Origin of the sequence: Brevibacillus brevis (genome assembly GCF_001039275.2) — a bacterium.
In the GTDB taxonomy this organism is placed as follows: domain Bacteria; phylum Bacillota; class Bacilli; order Brevibacillales; family Brevibacillaceae; genus Brevibacillus; species Brevibacillus brevis_C.
On the sequence record NZ_CP030117.1, the window covers coordinates 2,363,522 to 2,387,071 of the forward strand.

General features: G+C 46.2%; 21 protein-coding genes and 2 other annotated features. Of the genes, 17 read left to right on the forward strand and 4 right to left on the reverse strand.

Annotated elements, in window-relative coordinates; all coding sequences use genetic code 11:
• Positions 1-20: 20 nt before the first annotated feature.
• The 3 genes from glsA (at position 21) to AB432_RS11965 (ending at position 3,468) form a co-directional block, all read left to right on the forward strand.
• The gene (gene glsA / locus AB432_RS11955; RefSeq protein WP_048032467.1) at positions 21-953 is read left to right on the forward strand and encodes a glutaminase A; all 933 of its coding nucleotides are present in this window, start codon (positions 21-23) and stop codon (positions 951-953) included.
• 93 nt (positions 954-1,046) lie between these two features.
• Complete coding sequence (locus AB432_RS11960; protein ID WP_007725848.1) at positions 1,047-1,328, forward strand: Fpa/YlaN family protein; 282 nt, start codon at positions 1,047-1,049, stop codon at positions 1,326-1,328.
• 108 nt (positions 1,329-1,436) lie between these two features.
• Positions 1,437-1,677: a binding site (T-box leader), on the forward strand.
• A 155-nt stretch (positions 1,678-1,832) separates the two neighbouring features.
• Positions 1,833-2,070 (forward strand) — a binding site (T-box leader).
• A gap of 63 nt (positions 2,071-2,133) precedes the next feature.
• The gene (locus AB432_RS11965) at positions 2,134-3,468 is read left to right on the forward strand and encodes a sodium-dependent transporter (RefSeq protein ID WP_048032468.1); all 1,335 of its coding nucleotides are present in this window, start codon (positions 2,134-2,136) and stop codon (positions 3,466-3,468) included.
• Positions 3,469-3,524: 56 nt separating this feature from the next.
• Here AB432_RS11965 and cax read toward each other — a convergent pair whose 3' ends face one another.
• Positions 3,525-4,568 (reverse strand): calcium/proton exchanger, encoded by a 1,044-nt coding sequence (gene cax, locus AB432_RS11970; RefSeq protein ID WP_048032469.1) that lies wholly within the window; start codon positions 4,566-4,568, stop codon positions 3,525-3,527.
• Positions 4,569-4,671: 103 nt separating this feature from the next.
• Between cax and AB432_RS11975 the strand changes: the two genes are divergently transcribed.
• Positions 4,672-4,932, forward strand: a complete 261-nt coding sequence (locus AB432_RS11975) for a hypothetical protein (protein WP_048032470.1) — start codon at positions 4,672-4,674, stop codon at positions 4,930-4,932.
• A gap of 60 nt (positions 4,933-4,992) precedes the next feature.
• Here the strand turns inward: AB432_RS11975 and sleB are convergent, their stop codons facing one another.
• A complete protein-coding gene (sleB, locus tag AB432_RS11980; protein ID WP_375154923.1) occupies positions 4,993-5,703 on the reverse strand; it encodes a spore cortex-lytic enzyme in 711 nt (236 codons plus the stop codon).
• Positions 5,704-5,921: 218 nt separating this feature from the next.
• On the opposite strand from sleB, the gene AB432_RS11985 reads away from it, so the two are divergent.
• Both AB432_RS11985 and AB432_RS11990 read left to right on the forward strand, forming a co-directional pair.
• Positions 5,922-7,550 carry a thiamine pyrophosphate-binding protein gene (locus AB432_RS11985; protein WP_048032472.1) on the forward strand — a complete coding sequence of 543 codons (1,629 nt, stop codon included), beginning with the start codon at positions 5,922-5,924 and terminating at the stop codon, positions 7,548-7,550.
• Positions 7,551-7,625: 75 nt separating this feature from the next.
• Entirely contained in the window at positions 7,626-7,967 is a 342-nt protein-coding gene (locus tag AB432_RS11990) for an Asp23/Gls24 family envelope stress response protein (RefSeq protein WP_048032473.1), read from the forward strand.
• Between the two features lie 46 nt (positions 7,968-8,013).
• On the opposite strand, the gene ftsW is transcribed toward AB432_RS11990, so the two are convergent.
• Together ftsW and AB432_RS12000 are read right to left on the reverse strand one after the other, a co-directional pair.
• Positions 8,014-9,183 carry a putative lipid II flippase FtsW gene (ftsW, locus tag AB432_RS11995; protein ID WP_048032474.1) on the reverse strand — a complete coding sequence of 390 codons (1,170 nt, stop codon included), beginning with the start codon at positions 9,181-9,183 and terminating at the stop codon, positions 8,014-8,016.
• 67 nt (positions 9,184-9,250) lie between these two features.
• Positions 9,251-9,595 (reverse strand): YugN family protein, encoded by a 345-nt coding sequence (locus AB432_RS12000; RefSeq protein ID WP_048032475.1) that lies wholly within the window; start codon positions 9,593-9,595, stop codon positions 9,251-9,253.
• A 151-nt stretch (positions 9,596-9,746) separates the two neighbouring features.
• On the opposite strand from AB432_RS12000, the gene AB432_RS12005 reads away from it, so the two are divergent.
• The 11 genes from AB432_RS12005 to AB432_RS12055 all read left to right on the forward strand — a co-directional run bounded on the left by AB432_RS12005 (position 9,747) and on the right by AB432_RS12055 (position 23,533).
• Complete coding sequence (locus AB432_RS12005; RefSeq protein ID WP_048032476.1) at positions 9,747-10,187, forward strand: CBS domain-containing protein; 441 nt, start codon at positions 9,747-9,749, stop codon at positions 10,185-10,187.
• Positions 10,188-10,301: 114 nt separating this feature from the next.
• Positions 10,302-11,339: a MerR family transcriptional regulator gene (locus AB432_RS12010; RefSeq protein WP_048032477.1), complete on the forward strand. Its 1,038-nt coding sequence runs from the start codon at positions 10,302-10,304 to the stop codon at positions 11,337-11,339.
• Positions 11,340-11,729: 390 nt separating this feature from the next.
• Entirely contained in the window at positions 11,730-12,440 is a 711-nt protein-coding gene (locus tag AB432_RS12015) for a thermonuclease family protein (protein ID WP_048032478.1), read from the forward strand.
• A 240-nt stretch (positions 12,441-12,680) separates the two neighbouring features.
• Positions 12,681-14,372: a methyl-accepting chemotaxis protein gene (locus AB432_RS12020; RefSeq protein ID WP_048032479.1), complete on the forward strand. Its 1,692-nt coding sequence runs from the start codon at positions 12,681-12,683 to the stop codon at positions 14,370-14,372.
• 24 nt (positions 14,373-14,396) lie between these two features.
• Positions 14,397-16,844 carry a bifunctional diguanylate cyclase/phosphodiesterase gene (locus tag AB432_RS12025; RefSeq protein ID WP_048032480.1) on the forward strand — a complete coding sequence of 816 codons (2,448 nt, stop codon included), beginning with the start codon at positions 14,397-14,399 and terminating at the stop codon, positions 16,842-16,844.
• Positions 16,845-16,887: 43 nt separating this feature from the next.
• Complete coding sequence (locus tag AB432_RS12030; protein WP_048032481.1) at positions 16,888-19,338, forward strand: bifunctional diguanylate cyclase/phosphodiesterase; 2,451 nt, start codon at positions 16,888-16,890, stop codon at positions 19,336-19,338.
• Between the two features lie 143 nt (positions 19,339-19,481).
• The gene (copZ, locus tag AB432_RS12035; protein WP_007725825.1) at positions 19,482-19,685 is read left to right on the forward strand and encodes a copper chaperone CopZ; all 204 of its coding nucleotides are present in this window, start codon (positions 19,482-19,484) and stop codon (positions 19,683-19,685) included.
• A gap of 99 nt (positions 19,686-19,784) precedes the next feature.
• Positions 19,785-20,411, forward strand: coding sequence for an NAD(P)/FAD-dependent oxidoreductase (locus AB432_RS12040; protein ID WP_048032482.1), 627 nt, complete (start codon positions 19,785-19,787; stop codon positions 20,409-20,411).
• Positions 20,412-20,502: 91 nt separating this feature from the next.
• Positions 20,503-20,826 carry a metal-sensitive transcriptional regulator gene (locus AB432_RS12045; protein WP_016739861.1) on the forward strand — a complete coding sequence of 108 codons (324 nt, stop codon included), beginning with the start codon at positions 20,503-20,505 and terminating at the stop codon, positions 20,824-20,826.
• 128 nt (positions 20,827-20,954) lie between these two features.
• On the forward strand, positions 20,955-21,701 hold the full coding sequence (locus AB432_RS12050; protein WP_048032483.1) for a PIG-L deacetylase family protein: 747 nt from the start codon (positions 20,955-20,957) through the stop codon (positions 21,699-21,701).
• A 14-nt stretch (positions 21,702-21,715) separates the two neighbouring features.
• Positions 21,716-23,533 carry an ABC transporter substrate-binding protein gene (locus tag AB432_RS12055; protein ID WP_048032484.1) on the forward strand — a complete coding sequence of 606 codons (1,818 nt, stop codon included), beginning with the start codon at positions 21,716-21,718 and terminating at the stop codon, positions 23,531-23,533.
• Positions 23,534-23,550 lie beyond the last annotated feature (17 nt).

Sequence of the window (23,550 nt, forward strand, 5' to 3'; positions counted from 1 at the left end):
ATAGACTGAGGGGTTTTTCGATGGATTTGACACAAGCGTCCGAACAACTGGAGCAAGTACGCAACCAGTCACTTCAGTATACAAACAAGGGGAGTGTAGCTTCCTACATCCCTGAATTGGCAAAAGTCGATCCGCATCAATTGGGAGTGGCTGTATGCTTGCCCGATGGGACGATTTTTTCTGCTGGTGATGCAGATGTACCTTTCTCGATGCAAAGTATCTCCAAGATATTCTCTCTCATCGTCGCCTTATGCCAGAACGGGAAGGACCACGTGTTTCGGCATGTGGGAAAAGAACCAACGGGAGACCCGTTTAATTCGATTATTAAACTCGAGACGACCGAATCCCATAAACCACTGAATCCGATGATTAATGCAGGAGCTATTGCGGTTGCGGGCATGATTCGCGGTGCCAACGTGGACGAACGGCTAGATGCTGTGCTGGCTTTGATGCGAAAAATGACGGGGAATCCTCATCTTTCTATCAATCAAGCGGTTTATTGTTCGGAAAAGAAAACGGCAGATCGCAATCGTGCCCTGGCTTGGTTTCTAAAGGACAGCGGCATACTGGAAACGGATGTAGAAGAAACGCTTGATCTGTATTTTCGCCATTGCTCGATAGAAGTGACAGCGAAGGAAGTAGCTACACTAGGGATGGTGCTTGCAGCAGACGGAATTCTCGTGAATACGGGTGAGCGAGTGATTCCAGAAGAAGTAGCGCGAATCTGCAAGACCTTCATGGTGACTTGTGGGATGTACAATGCCTCTGGTGAGTTCGCCATTGATGTAGGAATTCCCGCGAAAAGTGGAGTTGCTGGCGGTATTATGGCAACAGTGCCACAGCGAATGGGTATTGGTGTGTTCGGTCCATCTTTGGATGATAAAGGAAATTCGGTAGCCGGTGTCAAGCTGTTGGAGCAGCTCTCAAAAGAGTGGAAGCTTGGTATCTTTTAGCTTCTTGCAGTTGATCTGTCTTCTCCCCTTTTCAAATGGCCCAGAATCGCGTACTATGTATGATAAGGATGGAGGCAAACGGAGGGATAGGTTTTGACAGAAATTAAGGTTCCCGATCTGGAACAAAAAGCGCTAGCGTTGCTTCAAGCAGACGCCGACAAAATTTACAAGCTGATCGACGTACAGATGGAAAACCTGACCATGCCGCAGTGCCCACTGTATGAAGAAGTGCTGGATACCCAAATGTTCGGGCTTTCTCGTGAAGTAGAGTACGCGGTCCGCTTAGGACTGATTAGTGAAGACATTGGTCGAGAAATTATGGGTTCATTGGAACGTAAATTGGCCCATCTTCATGAACTGTTTAATCAAAAGTAAGGCGAGGAGAGCGGCGATTATCCTCGCTTTTCATTTTGTTGAAAGAAAAAACACTTGCCTATTTCGTATATTTATATTAAATTAAACTCTAGAATTTTTGATTAATTTTGAAATGCAATGACGGAGACTAGTATGCGGAATCACCGCTTGTCAGGGAGAAGCTGCCTTAGACTGAAAGCAGCTTTGAAGCGCGCCCCGTAGAATTCCCTCCTGAGCAGCCCTCTTAATGGTTTTTTGCCTAGTAGGAGGAATCGGGTCATTCCCGTTATCAATGATGGAGAGAAGTGCGTAGGGAATTTGTATCCCGTGCACTTAATCAGGGTGGTACCGCGAATAACTCGTCCCTTTTTGGACGGGTTTTTTTTACGTATAGGAATTTATAAGCGTATGCTTATGAATTCCGGAACGCATGAAAACTTTCCGTAAAAGCGCGGTCGCTCTCCTTGAAGAGGCCTCGGTAGAGGTTTTCTTATTTTCGGGAGATGCCCGACAATCGAATCATAAAAACAAGCAAGGAAAGAGACTAGTAAACGGACCTGCTGCATGACAGGGAAGGCTGCCATAGACTGAGAGCAGCCTGATGTAAGCCCCGTTGAATTCACTCTTGAGCTGACCTCTGAACGCAGGCGCCGCCAGTAGGAGAGTCCGGGTCATTCCCGTTATCAATGACGAAGCGAGGCATTGCCAATTGTGGATGTCTAAGTAGGGTGGTACCGCGAGAAATGAATAACTCGTCCCTTTTTGGGGCGGGTTTTTTTGTATCCATTTATGAGCATAAAAAGAATATCTTTGGAGGGTGAAAACTATGAAACAAGCCGAACAATGGACGAGCAGGCTCGGCTTCATCTTGGCAGCAGCAGGCTCGGCGATCGGACTGGGGGCCATTTGGAAATTTCCTTATATGGTTGGAACGAGCGGTGGTGGAGCATTCTTTCTGCTATTCATCATCTTTACGCTAGCAATTGGTCTTCCGCTGTTGCTAGGAGAATTCACAATCGGACGCAGTACACAAAAAGAGGCGATCAGTGCCTATAAAACAATTGCGCCAGGTTCACTCTGGCATTGGATCGGCCGCCTTGGGGTGCTCACTTGTTTCTTGCTCCTGTCCTTTTACAGTGTGGTGGGAGGCTGGATTCTTAGTTATCTTCTTCGCGGGTTTACTGGTCAATTGCAAGGGCCAGCTTATGATAAGGTGTTTGGAGACGTTATCGGTGATCCTGTTGGTGCGGTAGTTGCCCAGTTGGTTTTCATGCTCATTACCGCATGGGTAGTCGCAAGAGGCGTACAGGGTGGAATTGAGTCCGCTAACAAGTACATGATGCCTGGTTTGTTCCTTTTATTTATGGTATTAATGGTTCGTTCCTTGACGTTGGATGGGGCGATGGAGGGCGTTTCTTTCTTTCTGCGTCCTGATTTTTCCAGGCTGACTGCTGAATCGATCCTGTACGCATTGGGTCAATCCTTTTTCGCGCTGAGCGTAGGGGTGTCCGTCATGGTCACGTACAGCTCGTACCTTGCCAAAAACGAAAGTCTGGTTCGTTCTGCTGGTTCGATTGTCAGTTTGAATCTGCTCGTATCGCTGTTTGCCGGTCTGGCGATTTTCCCTGCCGTCTTCTCCCTTGGAGTAGAGCCAACAGCAGGACCGGGATTACTGTTTATCGTACTGCCTTCTGTGTTTGAACAAATTGCCTTCGGTAGTATTTTTCTGTTAATCTTTTTGGCTCTTTTCCTTTTTGCTACATTGACTTCGGCTTTTTCGATGCTGGAAATTATCGTTGCTTCTTTTGCAAAGGGGGACGAAACGAAGCGCAAGCGTCTCGCTTGGGTGATTGGTCTGTTCATTTTTATCGTTGGTGTTCCGTCGGCTTTGTCATTCGGCGTATGGAGCGAGATTACGTTGTTCGGCAAATCTATCTTTGATGCCATGGACTTTTTGGTCAGCAATATCTTGATGCCGATGGGAGCGCTGCTCATTGCGATCTTCGTTCCGTTGAAAATGAAGCGTGAGACATTGATCAACGAGCTGGGGGCACATACTTCTTTGGGCAAACGCATGTTTTTCATTTGGCTTCTCCTGATTAAATATGTAGCACCTATCGCGATTCTCGCCGTTTTCCTGCAAATGCTGGGTATCTGGTAAAACAACGAAAGGCTTCGCCACTGAGGATGGCGGAGCCTTTGTTTTGTTACTGAACCCTACGCGAAGAAAAAGACTGTACCCAAAATAACATACACCGTCAGCAGAAGTACGCCTTCAAACCAGTTCGTGGCGCCATCCCGCGTGATGGAAATGGTAATAAAGGTAGCAACTCCGATTGCAGCCAATTCAAAGGTAGTGAACACGATGTCCATAGGATTGCCTAGCAAAAGACTGAGGATGACGAGAGTAGGGGCTACGAATAAGGCAATCTGCAAGCTGGAGCCGATCGCGATCTCTACTGCTGCACCGATGCGTCCTTTTAGTGCCAAAAGCAAGGCAGCGCTGTGCTCTGCGGCATTCCCGATGATCGCAATGACAAAAGCACCGACGAATAACTCCGACCATCCTAACGATTCGGAGACATGCTGTACACCCTCTACCAGCCATTCCGAGACAACGGCCACGAAAAAGGTGGAGACAGCAAGCATCAAGAGAGAGACACCCTTTGACCATACCGCGTCACTTTCTTGTGGCTCGATATCCGATAAAAAATCGCTGTGGGTAATCATTGAAAAGATGAGCCACAAAATGTAGGCAATGATGAGCAGGCTGGCGATGACGATGCTGATGATCTCCACCTTGATCATTGGCAGATCGAACATGAAGACTGCTGGTATGAACAATGCGACGATCGCGAGTGTCATTAGCGAAGCATTGTGACTTGCCAGCCTGCTATTGAAGGTTTGTTCCTTGTACTTGAGACCGCCCAGAAATGTACTCAAGCCAAGAACCAACAGCATATTTCCGATGATCGCACCCGTAATAGAGGCTTTGACCATATCGAACAAGCCTTCTTTCACAAGAAAAAAAGCAATAATGAGTTCTGCGGCATTTCCGAAGGTAGCGTTAAGAAAGCCGCCGACTCGGTCCCCAGCATAATGGGCGACGCTCTCTGTCGATTTTCCTAGCCAAGCCGCCAAAAAAATGATGGCAAGTGAAGACGTAACGAATTGGAGCATTTCATTTCCAGAAAAATAGTGGGCGTAAAGAGCTAACAGCATGCTCCCGCCTACTAATGAGAAAAAGAGTTTCAAGTTCATCTCATCACCTCAGTAGTTTTTACTCGTCCCTAAAAACCTCATAGGTATAGAGTTCCTGTTCTGGACAAAACTAACCATGAACAAGAAAAGTGAGGTGTTTTTTATGACCCAGCCTTTGTTGTGCCCAACATGTAAATCGAATCGGATGAGGTTCACTGTCATCGAGCAGACCCCTCGCTATATAAGACTGGACCCACAGTCAGGCGAAGTCGTAGCAGAACTCCATCAAGAACAGCTCGATATGTTTCACCAGCCTTATAAAGGCGAGAGCTACATGATACAATGTGGAGTTTGCGGGACCACAGAACCGGAAGAGCGATTCGTCAAAATGGCCCAGCATATGCAATCACAACGTTCGAAATGAAACTCGAAAAGGAAAACAGGCACACAGTTTACGGCTGTCGTGCCTGTTTTTTATGGAATGCTAGCGGCAAAAAATGTGTCTGCCGATCTTTTTGATTTGAGGGCGGCTCCAAATCCAACCGGAAGTAGCTGTATCCGGGTTGAAATAATAAATGGCTCCGTCTGATGGGTCCCAACCTTTGAGAGCGTCATTCACTGCTTTTTTTGCCTGCTCGTTCGGTGTCAGCCAAATCTGACCATCCGCCACAGCTGTAAAGGCACGAGGTTCGAAGATAACACCCGCGGGTGTATTAGGAAAGGACGCGTTCTTCGTCCGGTTTAGAATGACAGCGGCTACTGCCACTTGACCAATGTAAGGCTCTCCACGGGCTTCTCCGTAAACGGCATTCGCCATTAGACGCAGGTCATTCTCGGATATTCCGGCTGCGTGATACGTAGGCTTAGAAGGCGTAGAAGGTGTAGAAGGCTTCGATGGTGCAGGTGTTGCGGTTTGTGGCACCCCGAGATCAGAAGCAGTGGGCTTATAATTTTTCGTTGCGTTGTACAGCTTTACTTTCGTCTTCGCTCCGAGGACACCGTCTATGGGTAAGCCGAACTCATACTGAAAGTTACGCAACGCCCAATAAGAACGCCACCCGAAAACGCCGTCTACTTTCCCCGTATAAAAACCAAGGTGCTTCAAACGATACTGCATCTCACGAACGTCTGAACCTTCTGCCCCTACTTTGACGATCTGCTTACTGAATGCATCTGAGCGCAACGGAGATACCATAACCGCAGTCGTAACCAGAAGTGCGAATACTACTACAGCTAGCAGCCATTTGACAGGCTGTTTCATTTCTTACCCTCCTTCGGGTATGGATTTGAATATCAGTTGATTATTGTTAGGTTCTCCAACTTCCGTCATTTTGGTCTTAGTAAAATATTGGAGATTGTGCAGACTACGAGTAACGCATTTGCACTCTAGTTCTGGAAGGGGAAGATGTTTTCATGCAGGTCGCGCAATATTTGACGGAACAATTAATCAGATGGGGAGTAAAACGAATATATGGAGTGGCAGGTGACGGAATCTTTGCCTGGCTGGATCAGATTGCCAAGCAATCCGACATTCAATACATTGCGTGCAAGCATGAATCTGCTGCGGCCATGATGGCAAGTGCAGAAGCAAAACTGACGGGAAACCCGGCTGTTTGTACCGCGACGATGGGGCCGGGTTTCGTCAATCTGCTGAATGGACTGGCAGATGCGCATACGGATCGTGCACCTGTCATTGCGATTACAGGTCAAGTGGAGACATACAAGCTGGGTGGCGCGTACAAGCAGTTTATCTCACAAGAAGACATGATACGTCCCATCAGTTTTTATTCGACGACGATTACACATCCAGATGCCATCCAAAGTGTTTTGCACAAAGCATTTGTGACGGCTATGCAGCAAAAAGGAGTGACACATCTCTCCATATGCAAGGACGTCTTTACCCAAACGACTTCAGATGCTGTCCTTCCAGGACTTCCACGCATTCCACATGCCTTTTACCCTGATCGGATGGAGATCGAGCTCGCATGCGAACAGGTTGCGAAAGCCCAAAAGCCTCTCATACTGCTTGGTATCGGTGCCCGCAAGTCGGCGGATTCGTGTGTAAAGCTAGCGGAACAGCTAGGGGCGGGCGTGTTGCTTTCGCTCGGAGCAAAAGGAGCGGTAGATGAATCTCATCCACTTGTGATCGGCGGATGGGGAGAGGGGGGCAGCGAAACAGCTTTACATGCCTTAGCGGAAGCCGATCTGTTGCTGATTTTGGGAGCGAGCTGGTTCCCTCGCGCTTTTTTACCAAAGAAGCTGTCCGTCATTCAAGTAGATCATCAGCCTGGATCGATACATGCACATCCCTACCTTCAGTCTGTCACGGCTGAATTGGATGATGTCCTGCCAATCTGGATGAGACGCTTGCAATCGCGCAGACAGAACGATGCGTGGCAGGATCAGATCAAGCGGTGGCATGGAGAGTTTGGCGAGGAGACAGAACAAGCGGTCATTCAACAAGCGAGTGAGCAAGTAAAACCACAAACCTTGATGCATACGCTTGGGGGCGTGGTCAATGAAGATGCGATTATCGTCCTGGATACGGGGGAGCACACGATCTGGTTTAATCGTGCGTTTCGTGGGAAAAAACAGACCCCACTCTTTTCCGGGAAGTGGCGAACGATGGGATTTGGATTGCCTGCGGCTGTGGCTGCAAAGCTAACCTATCCGGAGAAGCAGGTCGTCTGCGTCGCTGGGGATGGGGGATTGCAAATGAATCTGGCAGAACTTATGACAGTGGCCCAGCTCCAACTTCCGATTGTAATTCTCTTGGTGAACAATGGGACATTAGGATTGGAAGAGGTCAAAATGAGTCAGGCGGGCTTGATCCCTTTTGGAGTGAAATTGCAAAATCCAGATTTTCAACAATTGGCGAATGCATGCGGAATCAGTGGGAAGGTCGTCAAAGAGGTACATGCTCTAGAGCCAGTATTGCGGGAGGCGCTTCATGCAAATCAGTTGACACTCGTTGACATTCATTGCACGTCTCCGACACTAACCGAGAGAAAAAAACAAATTTCCTTCCAAGCCCAAGCATGAATTGTTTATAATGAAAGAAAAGGCAAATGAAACCAGTGGGGGAAGTACGAAACGGGCGAAGAGGAGGGCGTCCTGATGGCTGACAGACTTGGCGAAATCAGAGTAGCAGATCAGGTGATCGCGATCATTGCTGCTGTTGCTGTAGAAGAAGTGTTGGAAGTCACAGTTCGTTCAGGCGGAATTTATCAAGATTTGGCGAAAAAGCTGAATGGCGGCGCGAAAGGCATTACCGTATCTGTAATAGACGACAGAGTCATCATTGACATGCGTGTGTCCGTCCGTTATGGGGCGCAGATCCATCACGTCTGTCACGCCCTGCAGGAAAAAGTAAAAGAAGCGGTGGAAACATTGACAGGTCTTTATGTGGAAGCCGTGAATGTACGGGTGGAAACAATCGAATTCCTTCGAAATGAGTAAGAAAAAAGGGATACTGGACGCATCCGGTATCCCTTTTTTCTGTTTCTTACATGGCATATGGCTGTTTTTGTAATTGCTCTTCTACCTTCTGGCGACTGACTTCCCGCGAAATACTGAGCAAAAAGCCAGTGGCGAGCAGACAAACGAGTAAGGAAGAACCACCATAACTGATAAACGGCAAAGGTACACCTGTCAATGGAATCAAACCCGTTACTCCGCCAATGTTTAAGAGGGCCTGAATGGCGAACATGCTGACGACACCGATTCCTGCCAGACTGGCAAAAGTGTCTTTTACCCGCAGACAAATATGGATGCCGCGCAGCAAGAAAAGCAAATAGATCAAAAGGAACACAGAGGCGCCGATAAAGCCTAGCTCTTCTGTCATGATCGAGAAAATAAAATCGGTATGCATCTCTGGCAAATACAAATACTTTTGGATGCTTTTTCCAAAGCCTGTCCCCGTCAAACCGCCATGTGCAATGGCAATCCAGGATTGAATAATGTGGTAGCCTGTACCATCCATATCATTCCACGGGTTGAGAAAGGAGTAGATCCGATTCAAGGCATGTGGTTTCGCTGCGATGTATGCTAACAAGGCAACAGTCACAACGGGGGCGCCAAGTCCAAACAGGTGACGGATTTTGGCACCGCCACAGATCATGACGATCAAAGCGCATCCGAGCAAGATGGCAGCAGAACCGAGGTCGGGTTGGACTACAATCAGCATAAAAAACATCCCCGTTACCATCAGTGGAGGCATCAAACCAGATTTGAGCTTCTGTATCCCGTTCCCTTTTTTGGAGATGATCGCTGCCAAGTACAGAATAAGGCCAAGCTTGGCAAACTCGGCAGGCTGTATGGTGATTGAACCCAATCGAAACCAGGATCGAGCCCCGTTATTCTCATAGCCGATCCCTGGTATGAGCACCAGAAACAAGGAAAAGAAGCTGACCAGCGCAATCAATAAGAAATTCCTTTTATAAAAGGAGAAGGGAATGTTCATGGCGACAAGCATTCCAACGACACCCGCCAGTAAGAAAATGGATTGTCGCTTCACGAAATAGAGCTCATCCCCGCCACAATATTTACAGCCGCCGCCTGTAAAGCTTGTCAACGCGAAAATGGAGCTGGAGCTTAGCACCATGGTTATCCCAAACCCAACAAGTAGGGCGGTCAAAAACAGGAGCAAGAAGTCAGGTACGCCCCTCGTCTTCATAAAAATAACCCCCCTCTACGTGAAACAGAGAGGGGATTCCTCTCTGTACACCGTGCCAGTTCATTTTTTAGTGTGAGGACAGCTTTTCGCCCAGCATTTGCAGCTTCAATTTCGCTGTTTTTACAACGGAGTCTGGCATTGGGTAATCGTAATCCAGACCGTGTGGGAAAAGATGTTTGCCCATATAAGGATCTTCGAGCTTCAAGACGGCGTGCGTATCCTCAAGTTTGCCTTCTGTCACGTTCGCTTCGATGCGCAGGTAGAAGACAGTGCCTTTATCTTGGATTTTATAATCGTATGTAGCATGCTTGTAATCCCAGGCGCCGCGATCAAAGCCAAGTTCGCTCATGTAGTGTTCCAGATCGGCGAAAAAGACTTCTTTCGTGCCAATCCCCGTGTCCTTAATGACCATTCTTTTTCCTCCTAAAAATGGGTGAGATATTCACTTATTAATCATAGTCTGTTTTTGGAAGAAGCGCAATATATCATACTCTTTCTTGCGCATGAAACGATAGGGGAGAGGACAAACTACAATCGTTGATTAGCAAAAGGAGGAGAATGAAATGGCGAAGCTGGAAAATCGCACACTGCGCGAAATTATGACAAAAGATGTCGCTACTGTGACGCTTAAGGATAATGTGTATGAAGTGGCTTGCAAAATGCGCGATTGGAATGTAGGAGTCATTCCGGTTGTGGATGAAAAAGAAGATGTGATCGGTGTCATTACAGACCGCGATATTGTGATTCGCGGTTTGGCTGAAAAGCATGAAGGATCGACTGCCACCGAGGTGGTCATGACACGGGACATTATTCTCGGTCAACCGGGGATGACAGTTGATGAAGCGGCAAAGGTGATGGCTCAGCATCAAATTCGTCGTTTGCCTGTTGTTGAGAAGGGCAAGCTGGTCGGAATTGTGGCGTTGGCAGATATGGCTGTTCGCCAAGTTCATCATGATGAGGCGAGTGACGCTCTCCAACAAATTTCTGAGCCGACAACACATTAATCAGATAGAAACGAGCTGTCGGAAGGGAATCCGGCAGCTTTTTTCTTTCGTTCTGTACATTCACGCTGCGTCAAGGTTTATGATAGGGAAAGAATGATACAGGGAGAGAGTTCCATGCAAATCAAAGATATGGCCCATCGCTTGCAAATAACCCCGCGTGCGATTCGATATTATGAAGAAAAAGGATTGATCAAGCCAACGAAAGCAGATGCGTCCGGATATCGGCAGTTCACAGAGGAAGATGTCTGGAGGCTGCAAACCATCATTACACTGCGCGAGGTCGGGATGGCGGTAGAAGACATTCGGGAGCTCCTGATTCAAATGAAAGATCAGGAAGGCAGTCTTCTCCATTATTTAGAGCTACAGCGTTCGTTTATGTATACAAGGTGGGTAGAAATGAGCAAGGTCATCCAAACGACTGAAGCGATGATTGAGCGGATAAAGGGTAGAGAAGCGATTGATCCAGGAGAGCTGTTTACACTGGCAGAAGCGAACAAGCGATTGAAGCAGACACGGGATAACTGGGTGGATCGTTGGAATTTTAATGAATGGGCGGACCGCTACGATGAATGGGCACATGGCGGGAATGGTCATGAATCATACGAAAGAGTACTAGATGAAGTTGTTGCGACAGTTGCAGTCAGACCGGGAGAGTGTGGTCTGGATGCCGGAACGGGTACTGGAAACCTCGCAGGGCGTCTCGTGAAAAAAGGAGCCAGGATGAGCGGGTTTGACCAATCTCCGCAAATGCTGAAGCAATGCAGAGCGAAACACCCAGAGGTCGAGACGAAGCTAGGAACCTTTTTCGCATTTCCGTTTTTAGAAAATCGGTTTGACTTTGTGGCTACGAGTTACGCTTTGCACCATTTGACGGATGATCAGAAGCAGCTTGCCTTGGCAGAATGTCGCCGCGTGTTAAAACCAGGGGGACGGTTGATCATTGCCGATTTGATGTTTGAGGATCAGACGCATAGACAAGCTCATCTGGATAGCCTAGAGGAGACAGGTCAAACGAGCGTGATAGCAGATATTCAGGACCGCTGTTATGCAGATCGCTCTCGATTACTACAGGAGCTTGCCAACCTTGGTTTTACGAATGAAGTAAGACAGCTAGGTACTTATACGCATTTGATCTTGTCTACTTGTAAGTAGTACATTCCCGGAGAGGTTTTAAAAGTCGTCTTTTGAACACGCATTTCACTTTTGGGCTCTTCCACCTACTGGCACGTGTCTAGCCTTTTGCATAGGCTGTAGCGAGAAGGAAAGGAGGACTCCGCCATGGGTCTGTTCGACGGTTTTTTTGATCGCGAAAACGAGGAATTTATATGGATTATTATTGTCGTGGTCGTCCTGTTGTTCTTGTTTAGCGCCGATCGTGACTAAAATCTGGACGTATAGACAAAACGACCTTGGGTGAAGGTCGTTTTTTTCGTTAGGAACCAAAAAGCTTGAACGTTTGTACTTTTTCCTCTCCTATTGACCTGTGCTGGCAAATCCACTACGCTGGAAAACAATGCAACGTAGAAGAGGAGAAGGAAGTCTATGAAACGATTACCTATATATCTGCTCGCACTGGTTCTTTTGCTTTCAGCATGTGGATCGTCCGGTCAGCCAGAAGCAAACGGCGAGATGGATGTTGTGATCAAACGAGTAGTGGATGGCGATACATTCGAGCTGGACAGCGGGGAAAAAGTCCGTATGATAGGCGTAGATACACCAGAGACAGTAAAACCTAACCATCCAGTCGAACCGTATGGGAAAGAAGCGAGCAATTACTCCAAGGAGCTTTTAACTGGCAAAAAGGTCAAGCTGAAGTTCGATGTCGAGCCCTATGACAAATACAAGCGTTTGCTTGCTTACGTATATTTGGAGGACGGCACCTTTGTCAATGAAAAGCTCGTTCGTGACGGATACGCACGAATCATGACGATCCCACCGAATGTAGCCCAAGCAGAGCTGTTCCTGGCAGCAGAGCGGGAGGCACGGGAGCAGAATCACGGACTGTGGGCTTTAGAAGGGCAGCAAACAGAGGTTCCTAAGGAAAATGCCAAGCCCAAAAAACAGTCCAACAATACTACCGCCGCAGACACCGCACCATCAGAAGGGAAGACCATCAAGGGCAATATCAACAGCAAAGGTGAGAAAATCTATCACGTTCCTGGCTCCGCTAGCTACGAGCAAACAAAAGCAGAAATGTGGTTTGCGACGGAAGAAGAAGCGCAGCAAGCAGGCTTTCGGGCGCCAAAACGATAAGACATGTAAGAAAAAAGTAGCAGCATAAATGGATAGGTAAGCCTCGTCCGCTTTGGCAGACGGGGCTTTTTCATTGTCGAAAAGAATTCCAAAAATGTTACAGAACGATGTTGTATGATAAAAAGGTCAAAAGACCTATAGAAAATACCGTTACATAAGAGGAAGGGATTATAAAATAACTTACATATTTCACAGAATGAAGGAATAATTCGTAGAATTACGATGGGGGAAACAACTATTATGAAGTTGACGGTAAGGAAAAAGCTTTTTTTAGGATTTTTGGCAGTGTTATTACTTTTAGTAGCAGTAGCAGGGATTGGATTTTCTCAGATTTCTTCCATCGATTCCCGCTATGGGAGGATGATTGAAGATCGAGTCAATAAGGAGATGTTGTCCAAGGACATTATTGCAAGTGTCAGTGAACGACAAAAGTATGCACGTGGATATGTCATTGTAGGCGATGACAGCTACTTGACGGGGTATACAAAAGCAAATGACCGTTATAAAGAGCTTACAGCAGAATTGTTCCGTTTGGGCATGACTTCTGAAGGGCAAAAGCTCGTCACAGAGATGAACGAGCTGCATGCCAAACACGAGGAAATTATTGATCGGGTTGTAGCGTTAAAACAACAAAACAAGGTAGAAGAGTACACGCGCTTGGTCAGAGATGAATGTACGCCAGTCGGCGAACGGTTTATTCAAAAAGCCCAAGAATTTGTTGCTCTCGAACAGAAGCTATTGGAACAAGATATTGCCGAGCTGGATAGCGGTATTCAATCTACGAAGCTCCTGGTTGTCCTGCTTAGCTTACTTGCTCTTCTCACAGGAGCAGGTATCGCCTTCATGATTGGACGAGCCATTTCTCATCCGGTTTTACTGATCACGCATGCAGCCGAACAAATTGCCGCAGGGAACTTGGCCCAAGCAGATATTCAAATCAAGAATCGCGACGAAATCGGGGAACTTGCCCGCCATTTTTCCCAAATGAAGCACAATCTGCAAGATTTATTAGAACGAGTCTCCTTCCATTCACAACAAGTAGCCGCTTCCTCCGAGGAATTGACAGCCAGCTCCGAATTAACACGACAGACAGCAGAGCACGTATCCCATTCGATCCAAGGTATAGCAGCAGGTGCTGAGCAGCAAGTACATGATGCAGAGAACGCCACACAGATTGTTGTGAGCATCTCGCAAGTTATGCAGCAAGTATCAATGAGCATGGATCATGCGATCAGCTCATCCGTTGAAGCGAATAAAACGGCAACCGAAGGCAATGAAGTGATTGCCAAATCCATCGAACAAATGAATGAGATTAATCAAAGAGTGAGCTCTTCTACCGAAGTGGTCAACATACTCGGCGAAAAATCAAAAGAAGTTGGCACAATCGTTTCTATTATCACGGAAATTGCGAGTCAAACGAATTTATTGGCGTTAAACGCAGCGATTGAAGCGGCGAGAGCGGGAGAACAGGGAAGAGGATTCGCAGTTGTAGCAGATGAGGTCCGCAAATTAGCAGAACAATCCGCGCAAGCAGCTTCGCAGATCGCTTTCATCATCGGGGATATTCAAAGAGATACGGAAAAGGCGATTCACGTCATGAGTCAAGGGGACGTAGCTGTTAAAGAAGGAGTCATCATGATCGAACAAGCTGGGGTTGCCTTCTATAAAATTTTGGGGGTAGTAGACGAATTCTCGAAAAGAACACAAGAAATGTCGGGACAAATCAATCAAGCCAATAACGGAACGGTTTCCGTAGTGGAATTTATAGAGGGAATTGCGCATGTTTCAAGAATGGCAGCGGAAAATACGCAAAGCGTAGTTGCTTCTGTACAAGAACAAACAGCTTCTATGGAACAGATTACGACCGCTTCCAGTACACTCGCTGAAATGGCAGAAGAGCTGCAGTATTCCATCCGTAAGTTTCAATTGTAGTGCGAGAACAGGCGGGGGTGTCATGTGTTTAATCAAATCAGAGATGTAAAGTATGCATTATCTGCATTGGAAGAGTCATCTGTCATTTCGATAACAGATGAAAAAGGAATCATCACCTACGTCAATCACAACTTCTGTCAAATATCCAAGTTTAGTAGAGAGGAATTAATCGGAAAGAATCATAACATCGTCGATTCCGGTTTCCATCCGCGAAACTATTTTAAATCGCTATGGGATACCATCAGCCGAGGAAAAGTATGGAAGGGCGAGATGAAAAATCGGGCAAAAGACGGTACGGAATATTGGCTGAGCATGACGTTGGTACCGTTCATGAACGACAGTGGATTCCTTTATCAGTACGTGGCAATCGGGACGGACATCACGAAACGAAAGCAGATGGAAGATTCTCTTTCAAAGACGATGAAGGACTTGCACGATATCAAAAATGCACTGGATGAATCTTCAATTGTAGCGATTACAGACGACAAAGGCGTCATTACTTATGTAAATGACAAGTTTTGTGAAATCTCCAGATACGAAGTGGATGAATTGGTTGGAAATACACATCGGGTCATTAACTCTCGCTATCATTCCAAGTCTTTTTTTAAATTGATGTGGGAAACGATCAAGCAAGGACGAGTCTGGAAGGGCGAAGTGAAGAATCGCGCCAAAAACGGTAATGAATACTGGATGAATACGACTATCGTTCCATTTTTAGACGACCGGGGCGTTCCGTATCAATATGTTTCGATCCGGACGGATATTACCGACCGCATTGAAGCAGAGGCAGCTTTGGCAGAAGCATTGCAGAACGATTTTCGCAGGACGGTCCAAAACTTGCAAAACTGTGTATTCAAGATCGTGACAGATCCGAGAGGGAACATCACCTACACCTTGTGTGAAGGGAAAATTGCGGAAGAGCTCGGGCTAACGTCTGAGAGGATGTTGAGAAAAACGTCGTATGAAATCTTTCCTTATGAGGTCGCAGAGCAAATGGAAAGCTATTTTCGCAGAGCTTTCGCTGGCGAGCCCGTTACCTTCGAACTGAAACTATCCGGAAAAGATTATTACATTACGTTGTCACCTATCGAGGAAAATGGAGAAATCGTGGAAATGGTAGGCTCCATGATTGACATCACTGAGAGAAAAAAGGCGGAAGAAACGATCCGCTACATGGCCCATTACGATTCCTTAACCAACCTGCCTAATCGAACGCTTTTTCATGAAAAACTGGCAGAGGCAATGCTCAAAGCAAAACAAAAAGATCAGAAAATCGGGGTCATGTTCATCGATTTGGATCGATTTAAAAACATAAATGATACGCTAGGTCACTCCATAGGAGATATCCTTTTACAAGCAGTAGCAAATCGTCTCATCGGTTGTTTGCGAAAAGAAGATTCTGTTTCTCGACTAGGCGGAGACGAGTTCGCCATCTTTCTCACAGGTGTCACACACAAAGAGGTTGGTGAAATTGCGCAACGAATCATCACGAGCATGTCCGAATCGATTACGTTAGACCATATCGAAATTTTTATCACACCAAGCATCGGCATCAGCATGTATCCGGATGATGGAGACGATATTGAAGCGCTGTTGAAGCATGCAGACGCTGCCATGTATTTGGCAAAAGAGCAAGGGAAAAATAATTATCAATTTTTCTCGGAGGAGCTACATCAGGTTTTAGCCAAAAAGCTACAGCTTGAAAGAGAACTGCGGAAAGCTTTGGATGAGAAACAATTTACGCTGCACTACCAACCGAAGATTCAGTTGCAGACGGGGCAGATCATTGGCATGGAGGCGTTGATTCGTTGGGAACATCCAGACCTTGGCCTCATCCCGCCTATTCAATTTATTCCGATTGCCGAAGAGACAGGCTTAATCGTACCTCTTGGGGAATGGGTAATGCGAACGGCTTGCCAACAGACAAAAGTGTGGCAGGAAGCAGGCTTTACACAGCTCGCAGTTGCGGTGAATATATCCTTACGCCAATTTATGCAAAACAATCTCATCGAGATGATTACCTCGATCCTTGAAGAAACAGGCTTATCTCCACAATACTTAGAGCTGGAAATCACGGAAAGCATGGCGCTAAATGTAGACTATACGATTCGGATTTTAAATCGCTTAAAAGGTCTCGGGATAAGCATCAGTATCGATGATTTCGGGACGGGCTACAGTTCTTTGAGCTATCTAAGTCAATTTCCGATCGATCGGCTCAAAATTGACCAATCCTTTGTCCGGAATTTGAATCCACGGAATCAAGCGATTATTAAAACGATTATCCATATGGCACACAACATGAAAATTGCTGTTATTGCAGAGGGTGTAGAAACACACGAACATGTTGATTTTCTAAAGGAACAAATGTGTAATGAAGTCCAAGGGTACTTCTACAGTAAACCGCTGCCCGGAAAAGAAATCGATTCCTTCTTGCAGGCAAATCGTTATAGGGAATCAGGCAGCATGGTTTAAGTGAGACCATCGAGATTTTACAAAAGGAAAGCGGTGAAGGAGCTTGGATCACCAGATACATGGGACGTACGACAGTTTCCTAGTGATACTATCTTATTTAATCGCGGTTGCAGCTTCTTTTTCTGCTCTCAACCTGGCAGCCAGAGTGAGTATAAGTAAGGGGAAGCATCAGCTACTCTGGTTGATTTTTGGTGCCACAACGATGGGGCTCGGGATATGGTCCATGCATTTTGTCGGAATGCTGGCACTTACCCTCCCCATTAAGGTTCTGTATGACATGGAGTATGTCATCCTATCTGTCATTCTTGCCATTTTTGTCTCAAGCATAGCCTTGTTTACTGTCACGAAAAGCAATCTCAATGCGAGACAGCTAGGTATCGCGGGAATTTTGATGGCTGCTGGAATATCTGGGATGCACTACGTTGGAATGGCCGCGATGATTATCGAAATTACATACGATATGTGGATCGTTATTTTATCCATTATTATTGCAGCTACTGCTTCAGCAGCGGCACTTTGGCTCTTGTTTTACTTTCGCCGTGATCAGTCGAAATATGCGTATCTATACAAATTGGGCAGCTCACTTATTATGGGAGCAGCAATCGCGGGTATGCATTACACCGGGATGGTTGCAGCGCATTTCTACGTAACGGAACTGCCGACAACCGAGGTAGAAACGCAGATCGAATCGGAGACCTTGGCCTATATCATTGTCTTGGCCACCTTTTTACTGATCGGCATTACATTGTTCGGCTTGTTTATTAACAAACGACTCTCGCAAAAAGATACGGTCATTCAGGAAAATGAAAGCTGGTATCGTTCCCTTTATAAAAATAATGAGTACGGCATTATTTCCTTAGATACAGGTGGCTGTATTATCAAAATGAACCCGGCTGTCACAAAGATTGGTGGACTGCGGGAGGAAGAATTCATCAATCAACACGTATCCAAAATTGGCATGCATATTGTTGAGGAGCAAAGGGAACTTACGAAAGATTCTTTCGCCCAGTCTTTTCAGCCCAATCGAAATAACTTTGAGACGACCATCTTTCATCCAAATGGAAAGCGTGTAGAGCTGAGTGTACTCAATGTCCCGGTTGAGATTGAGGGAGAAGTGGTGGGGAATCACATCATTGTGAAGGATATTACCGAAGAGAATCGCGTGAAAGAAAAAATCAGGTATTTGGCTTATCACGATGAGCTGACCGATCTACCGAACCGAAGAAAGTTTAATCAAGTCCTTCATCAATCGATTGAAAAAAGTAGCCAAGATTCATCGAGCTTTGCCGTCATGGTTATCGACATCGATCGGTTCAAAATGATCAATGATTCCTTGGGACACTCCTACGGCGATATCTTTTTGCAGGGGGTCAGCGACAGAATCGTAAAGAGTGCGGAAGGGTACCACGCAACAATTGCCCGGATGGGTGGAGATGAATTTACCATCCTGTGCGAAACAGGAGCGGACCGCAGGGAAGCGGCGAGTTTAGCGGATAAGATCATTGAAGCGTTGAAACAGCCATTCTCGCTAAAAGACAGTGAGTTTTACATATCAGCAAGTATTGGAACAGCGATATTCCCAGACCACGGAACGGATGCTGTCGTGCTGCTCAAAAAAGCGGATACGGCCATGTACGAGGTGAAAAAACAGGGGAAAAATGGTCACCTGTTCTATACGCCCGAATTTGATGTTCAATTGCTGGAGAATATTGAGATAGAAAGTGATCTCAGAAAAGCTATTGAACGTAATGAGCTGGTAGTATACTACCAACCTCAATTTCATGCCGAAAGTAATCGCATGATCGGAGTGGAGGCGCTTGTCAGGTGGAATCATCCGACCAAAGGAATGCTTTCACCAGGAGTGTTTATCCCTATCGCTGAAGAGACAGGGTTGATCTATGAGATCGGTACATGGGTACTTCGCGAAGCGTGCAGGCAAATGAAGCAGTGGCATGATGGAGGGGGACCGTTGATACCCGTCTCCGTCAACTTGTCCTCCCATCAATTCCACCAACGGAACCTCGTCCAGTACATCAAAAATATCCTCGAGGAAACCAAGCTTTCCCCACATTTTTTGGAACTGGAAATCACGGAGAGCATGATGATGGACCCGGCCGTATCGATCAGTATCCTGCACGAGTTAAACAAAATCGGAACGAGAATCAGTCTGGATGATTTTGGAACCGGTTACAGCTCATTGAGCTATTTGAAAAAGTTCCCGATCCACAAATTAAAGATTGACCGCTCCTTCATAACAGATCTGTCTCGAAATGATAACGATAAAGCCATTGTGGCCACCATTATTTCGATGGCGAAGCACCTGAAATTAGATGTGATTGCAGAAGGAATTGAAACGAAGGATCAGTTAGATATTTTGACAGAAAATCATTGCAAGGAAATTCAAGGGTACTATTACAGTCGCCCATTATCCGCGAATGAGGTGGAGCAAGCGTTTTTTGCTCCCATCAGAAATCATCTCAGCCAAGAAGCGTAAGGAAAACTCCCTGTCTTTTATAGATGGGGAGCTTTTCTTGTATGTACACAGCAGGAAAATATAAAATTGGGTATTGCATACCCTACAGGGGTATCGTAAAATGTATTCAAGATAAACTTCCCAAAAACAAAGGAGGATGTAAAATGAATGTCACCTTGAACGTACAAGGAATGTCCTGCAATCACTGCGTCATCTCTATAGAAGGTGCTCTTCAAAAACTAGACGGGGTTAGCAAAGCAACGGTAAGCCTTGCTGACAATCAGGTAAGCGTGACTTTTGATGAATCCGTTGTTTCGCTGGACAATGTGAAGGAGACCATTGAAGATCAAGGATACGATGTCGTTTAAGTAAGGTTGCGGGAAAGGCTGTGATTGTAGAATTGCAGCCTTTCTTAACCTGGTAGTTGACCGAAAATTGCGAATTTAAATGTGTAGGAGGAATGCTTTTTGAAGCGTGTACAGTTTGCCGTAAGTCCAGAAATTCGTGTCGGTGGTTCTGTGTTTACTCCAGCAGATATGGTGACGATCGGTCAAATCGTTGGCGAGGATGCACAGATTGAACTTTCAACCTTTCAGCAGCTTATTGTCGAAATGAATGAAGAGAAGGCGGAGGATGCCAAACAAGCGCTGCGTGAAAAAGGCTTATGCGTGTACGAAACGGGCTCTGTCGTGAAGAATTTGTCTGTCTGTTCTTTTTGCAAAGGAGCAGAGATTGAAGGGCTAGAGGCAGCGAGAAATTTGAATGATACGATCGCAGGGATGGTCGTTCCCTTTACGATGAGAGTCGGTTATACGGGCTGCCCAAATGCCTGTGGAGAGCCGTTGGTAAAAGATATCGGGATCGTCAAGCGAAAAGAAACCTTTGAAATATACGTCGGAGGCCAATCGAAAACAATGGAGGCCAAAACTGCTGAGCTCCTGGTCGAGCAGGTGAAAGAAGAACAATTATCCTCCATCGTCCAAAGCATCATAACGTTGTATCAGACGCAGGGGAAAAAGAGAGAGAAGTTTTTCAAGTTCGTCGAGCGATATGGATTGGAAAATGTCCGAAAAGAATTGGGGCTGTCCTCCTGATCGATAGGTGAATATGGAACTTGCTACGTTTTGAAAATTTGGATTATAATCGAAGCGTATGTTTGCGAGGATGATTAGAGGAGGAATCTCATTGTCAAGTGCAGAATTGAACGTTGTCCAGTCTTGTCATACATCTGATCGAAACAGTCATCATTCAGAAAAAACCAAGCAAAACTTGCAGGCGCGCCTCAATCGGATTGAGGGACAGATTCGCGGGATTAAAGGCATGGTGGAGAAGGATGCTTATTGTGATGATGTCTTGAATCAAATTGCTGCGGTACAATCTGCCTTAAATTCAGTGGGACGTATCCTTTTGGAAGGTCATATGAAATCCTGTGTGATTGAACGCATCCAAGAAGGGGACAGCGCAGTCATTGACGAGCTGTTAACCACAATGAATAAGCTGATGAAATAAAAAGCTTCAGAAATGAAGCTTTTTTATTATTGCGAAATATAGGTTAGTGGGGTATAGTATTTTCAAGTCAGAATATTTTCATAATACAGAAAATAGCAATCATACAGGATGACAAGGGAGATGAAAAAATGGGCAAGAAAATGTTGCTGTTAGGTGTATACGGCTTGGAAGTGGTGGAGAGTGGCGGTGCTCTTGCCATTAATGTGAACAATGGAGGGGAATCGTACGCCTCGATCATGCTGTCTAGCGAAAAATCACGCCCGCAGGTTACAGAGGCGGCAGCGGTATTGGGGGTTCAGATGTATTTTCCCGGCTTTCAATCCGGTTATGTAGATGTCAGTCCGGAATCCAAGAAAAAGCTCGTACGGATTATCCGGGAAGTGAAGCCAGATATTATCGTTACACAGGACCCGGAGCATTCCTTTCACGACTTGGACCCAGACCGTAGACAGGCCATGATTTTGATTCTGGAAAGTATCGCATTGGCAAGCCGGGAGTTTGCCTTAGATGAAATGCCTGGCTTGGAAGCTCACCCGATCCCGACGATCTATTACATGACTCCGCATCATCCCAACTGTGTCGTTGATATTTCGTCGGTCTGGGAACAAAAAAATCGAGCGATGGATGTCTTGCACAGTCAGATGGAGTTCAGTGGCCGACATTTTGAAGAAGCAGTCGATGCGAAGGCAATGGAGGCTATCGTTCCCGGGTTTTCCGCGTTACCCTCTGACTACGAAAAGGGAAGAGCAGTACACAAGGTACTCGATCAAGCCATTCACGTTTATCACAGTTTGGCAACACATGGTCATTTTGCATTAGCTGAAGCATATAAACGTGATGGGAACTTCCATTTGAAAGAACTGATCAACGAATAGGAGAGAGATATCGGATGAAGCATTATCGAATCGGGATGATATGGCTGCTCATCGCTCTGTTTTCCACGTTGTTCGCTATTCCGGCTGGTGCCGAGAATCACAGGGAGGTGAAGCTAGGGATCACACAGGATGAACGCTCCTTGAATCTGTACACATACAATACCGGCTTTCCTGGACTCGAGCTGGTCAATCTTCTTTACGACCCGCTATTTATCCTCGATAAAAGCAACAACCCCATTCCTTGGCTGGTCAAAGAATTCACGGTATCCGAAGACGGCAAGCAATACAAAATGATTTTGCATGACCAAATCTTGTGGCAGGACGGAAAGCCTTTGACCTCTGAGGATGTGAAGTTCACCTATGAATACTTGTTGAAATATAAAAAATCCCGCTTTACAACCCCGGCAGCACTCGTGAAAACCATTCAAACACCCGACCCAACCACCGTAATCATGGAGCTTGAGAAGCCTGAGCCAGATTTCTTCATTCAACCTCTCGCAGATTTGCCGATTCTTCCGAAACATATTTGGAGCTCTGTGACTGATCCTGATAACTTCAACAATTCCTTGGGAAGCGGTCCTTTCATTTTAGAGGATTACAAAAAGGATCAATTTTATAAGCTGAAAGCGAACCCGCAGTACTTTAAAGGAAAACCGGAAATCGATACGTTAGTCATCCCCATCATCGCAGAAGCTAACGCCATGTTTACAGCATTAAAGGCAGGGCAGCTAGATGTTATCAGTCGTAGAGTCCAGCCGGAACTCGTCAAAGAGTTTGAAAGCAATCCTTCTATTAAAGTGGAAAGAGGCCCCGGTTTTGCTACTACGTTTCTCCAATTCAACGCCGAAAAGTTCCCGATGTCCGATCAAAAATTTCGCCAAGCGATAAGTCTTGCTATCGATCCGCAATACTTGGTAGATACGGTTTTGCTCGGTTTTGGCACAAAAGGAAGTCCCGGCTTTATTCATCCAGCTACTTCTTCTTACAACAAGGCGGTCGTACATAAAACTGATGTCGAACAAGCCAAATCGATTCTTGAACAAGCAGGCTATAAAGACACGGACAATGACGGCCTGCGAGAGGCGCCAGATGGCAAAAAGCTCGAACTCGTCAATCTGGTCCAATCAAACAATCCTTCTAGCATACGCGCTGCCGAAATCATTGCCGGATGGATGAAAACGATCGGGATTGATATGAAAGTTCGACCGATGGACCCCGATACCGTGATTAGTCTTGTCTGGCCCGAATATGATGTCACCAAAGGCCGGAATTATGACATGACGATGTTTGGCTGGTCGTCTACGATGCAACTGTTCCCTGCCAGATTGATTGACTTGTTCCACTCTGATCTCGCTGGCATGGGGGGAACCAATATAGGCGGTTTCAAAAGTGCAGCGTTTGACAAGCTGGCTGAGCAGCTCGGTGCTACATTGGAACCGGAAAAACGCCAACAGATTATCAATCAGATGCAAGAGCAGGTAGCCAAAGATTATCCGATCGTACCTTTGTACTATGCAGAGGAAATTAGTGCGTACAATCCCGCTAAATACAACGGGTGGGTATTCCAGGATGGGAAAGGCATCATCAACAAGCTCTCCTTTGTTAAAAATGGCGAAAAAGCCGCTGTGACAGTAGGACAGCCAGCAGCAACACCTGCAAGTACAACGCCTGCCGCTGCTACAGAAAGTGCTACATCTGCACCCACGCAAAAACAGGCGAATGCGAATACAGGAAAAGGTACGACCTCGATCGTGACCATTCTCGTCATGATCGTCATTGTAGCGGGTGGATGGTATTTGCTCAGCAGAAGAAAAACGAAGAGCGAACGCTAAGCATATTGACAGCTTCC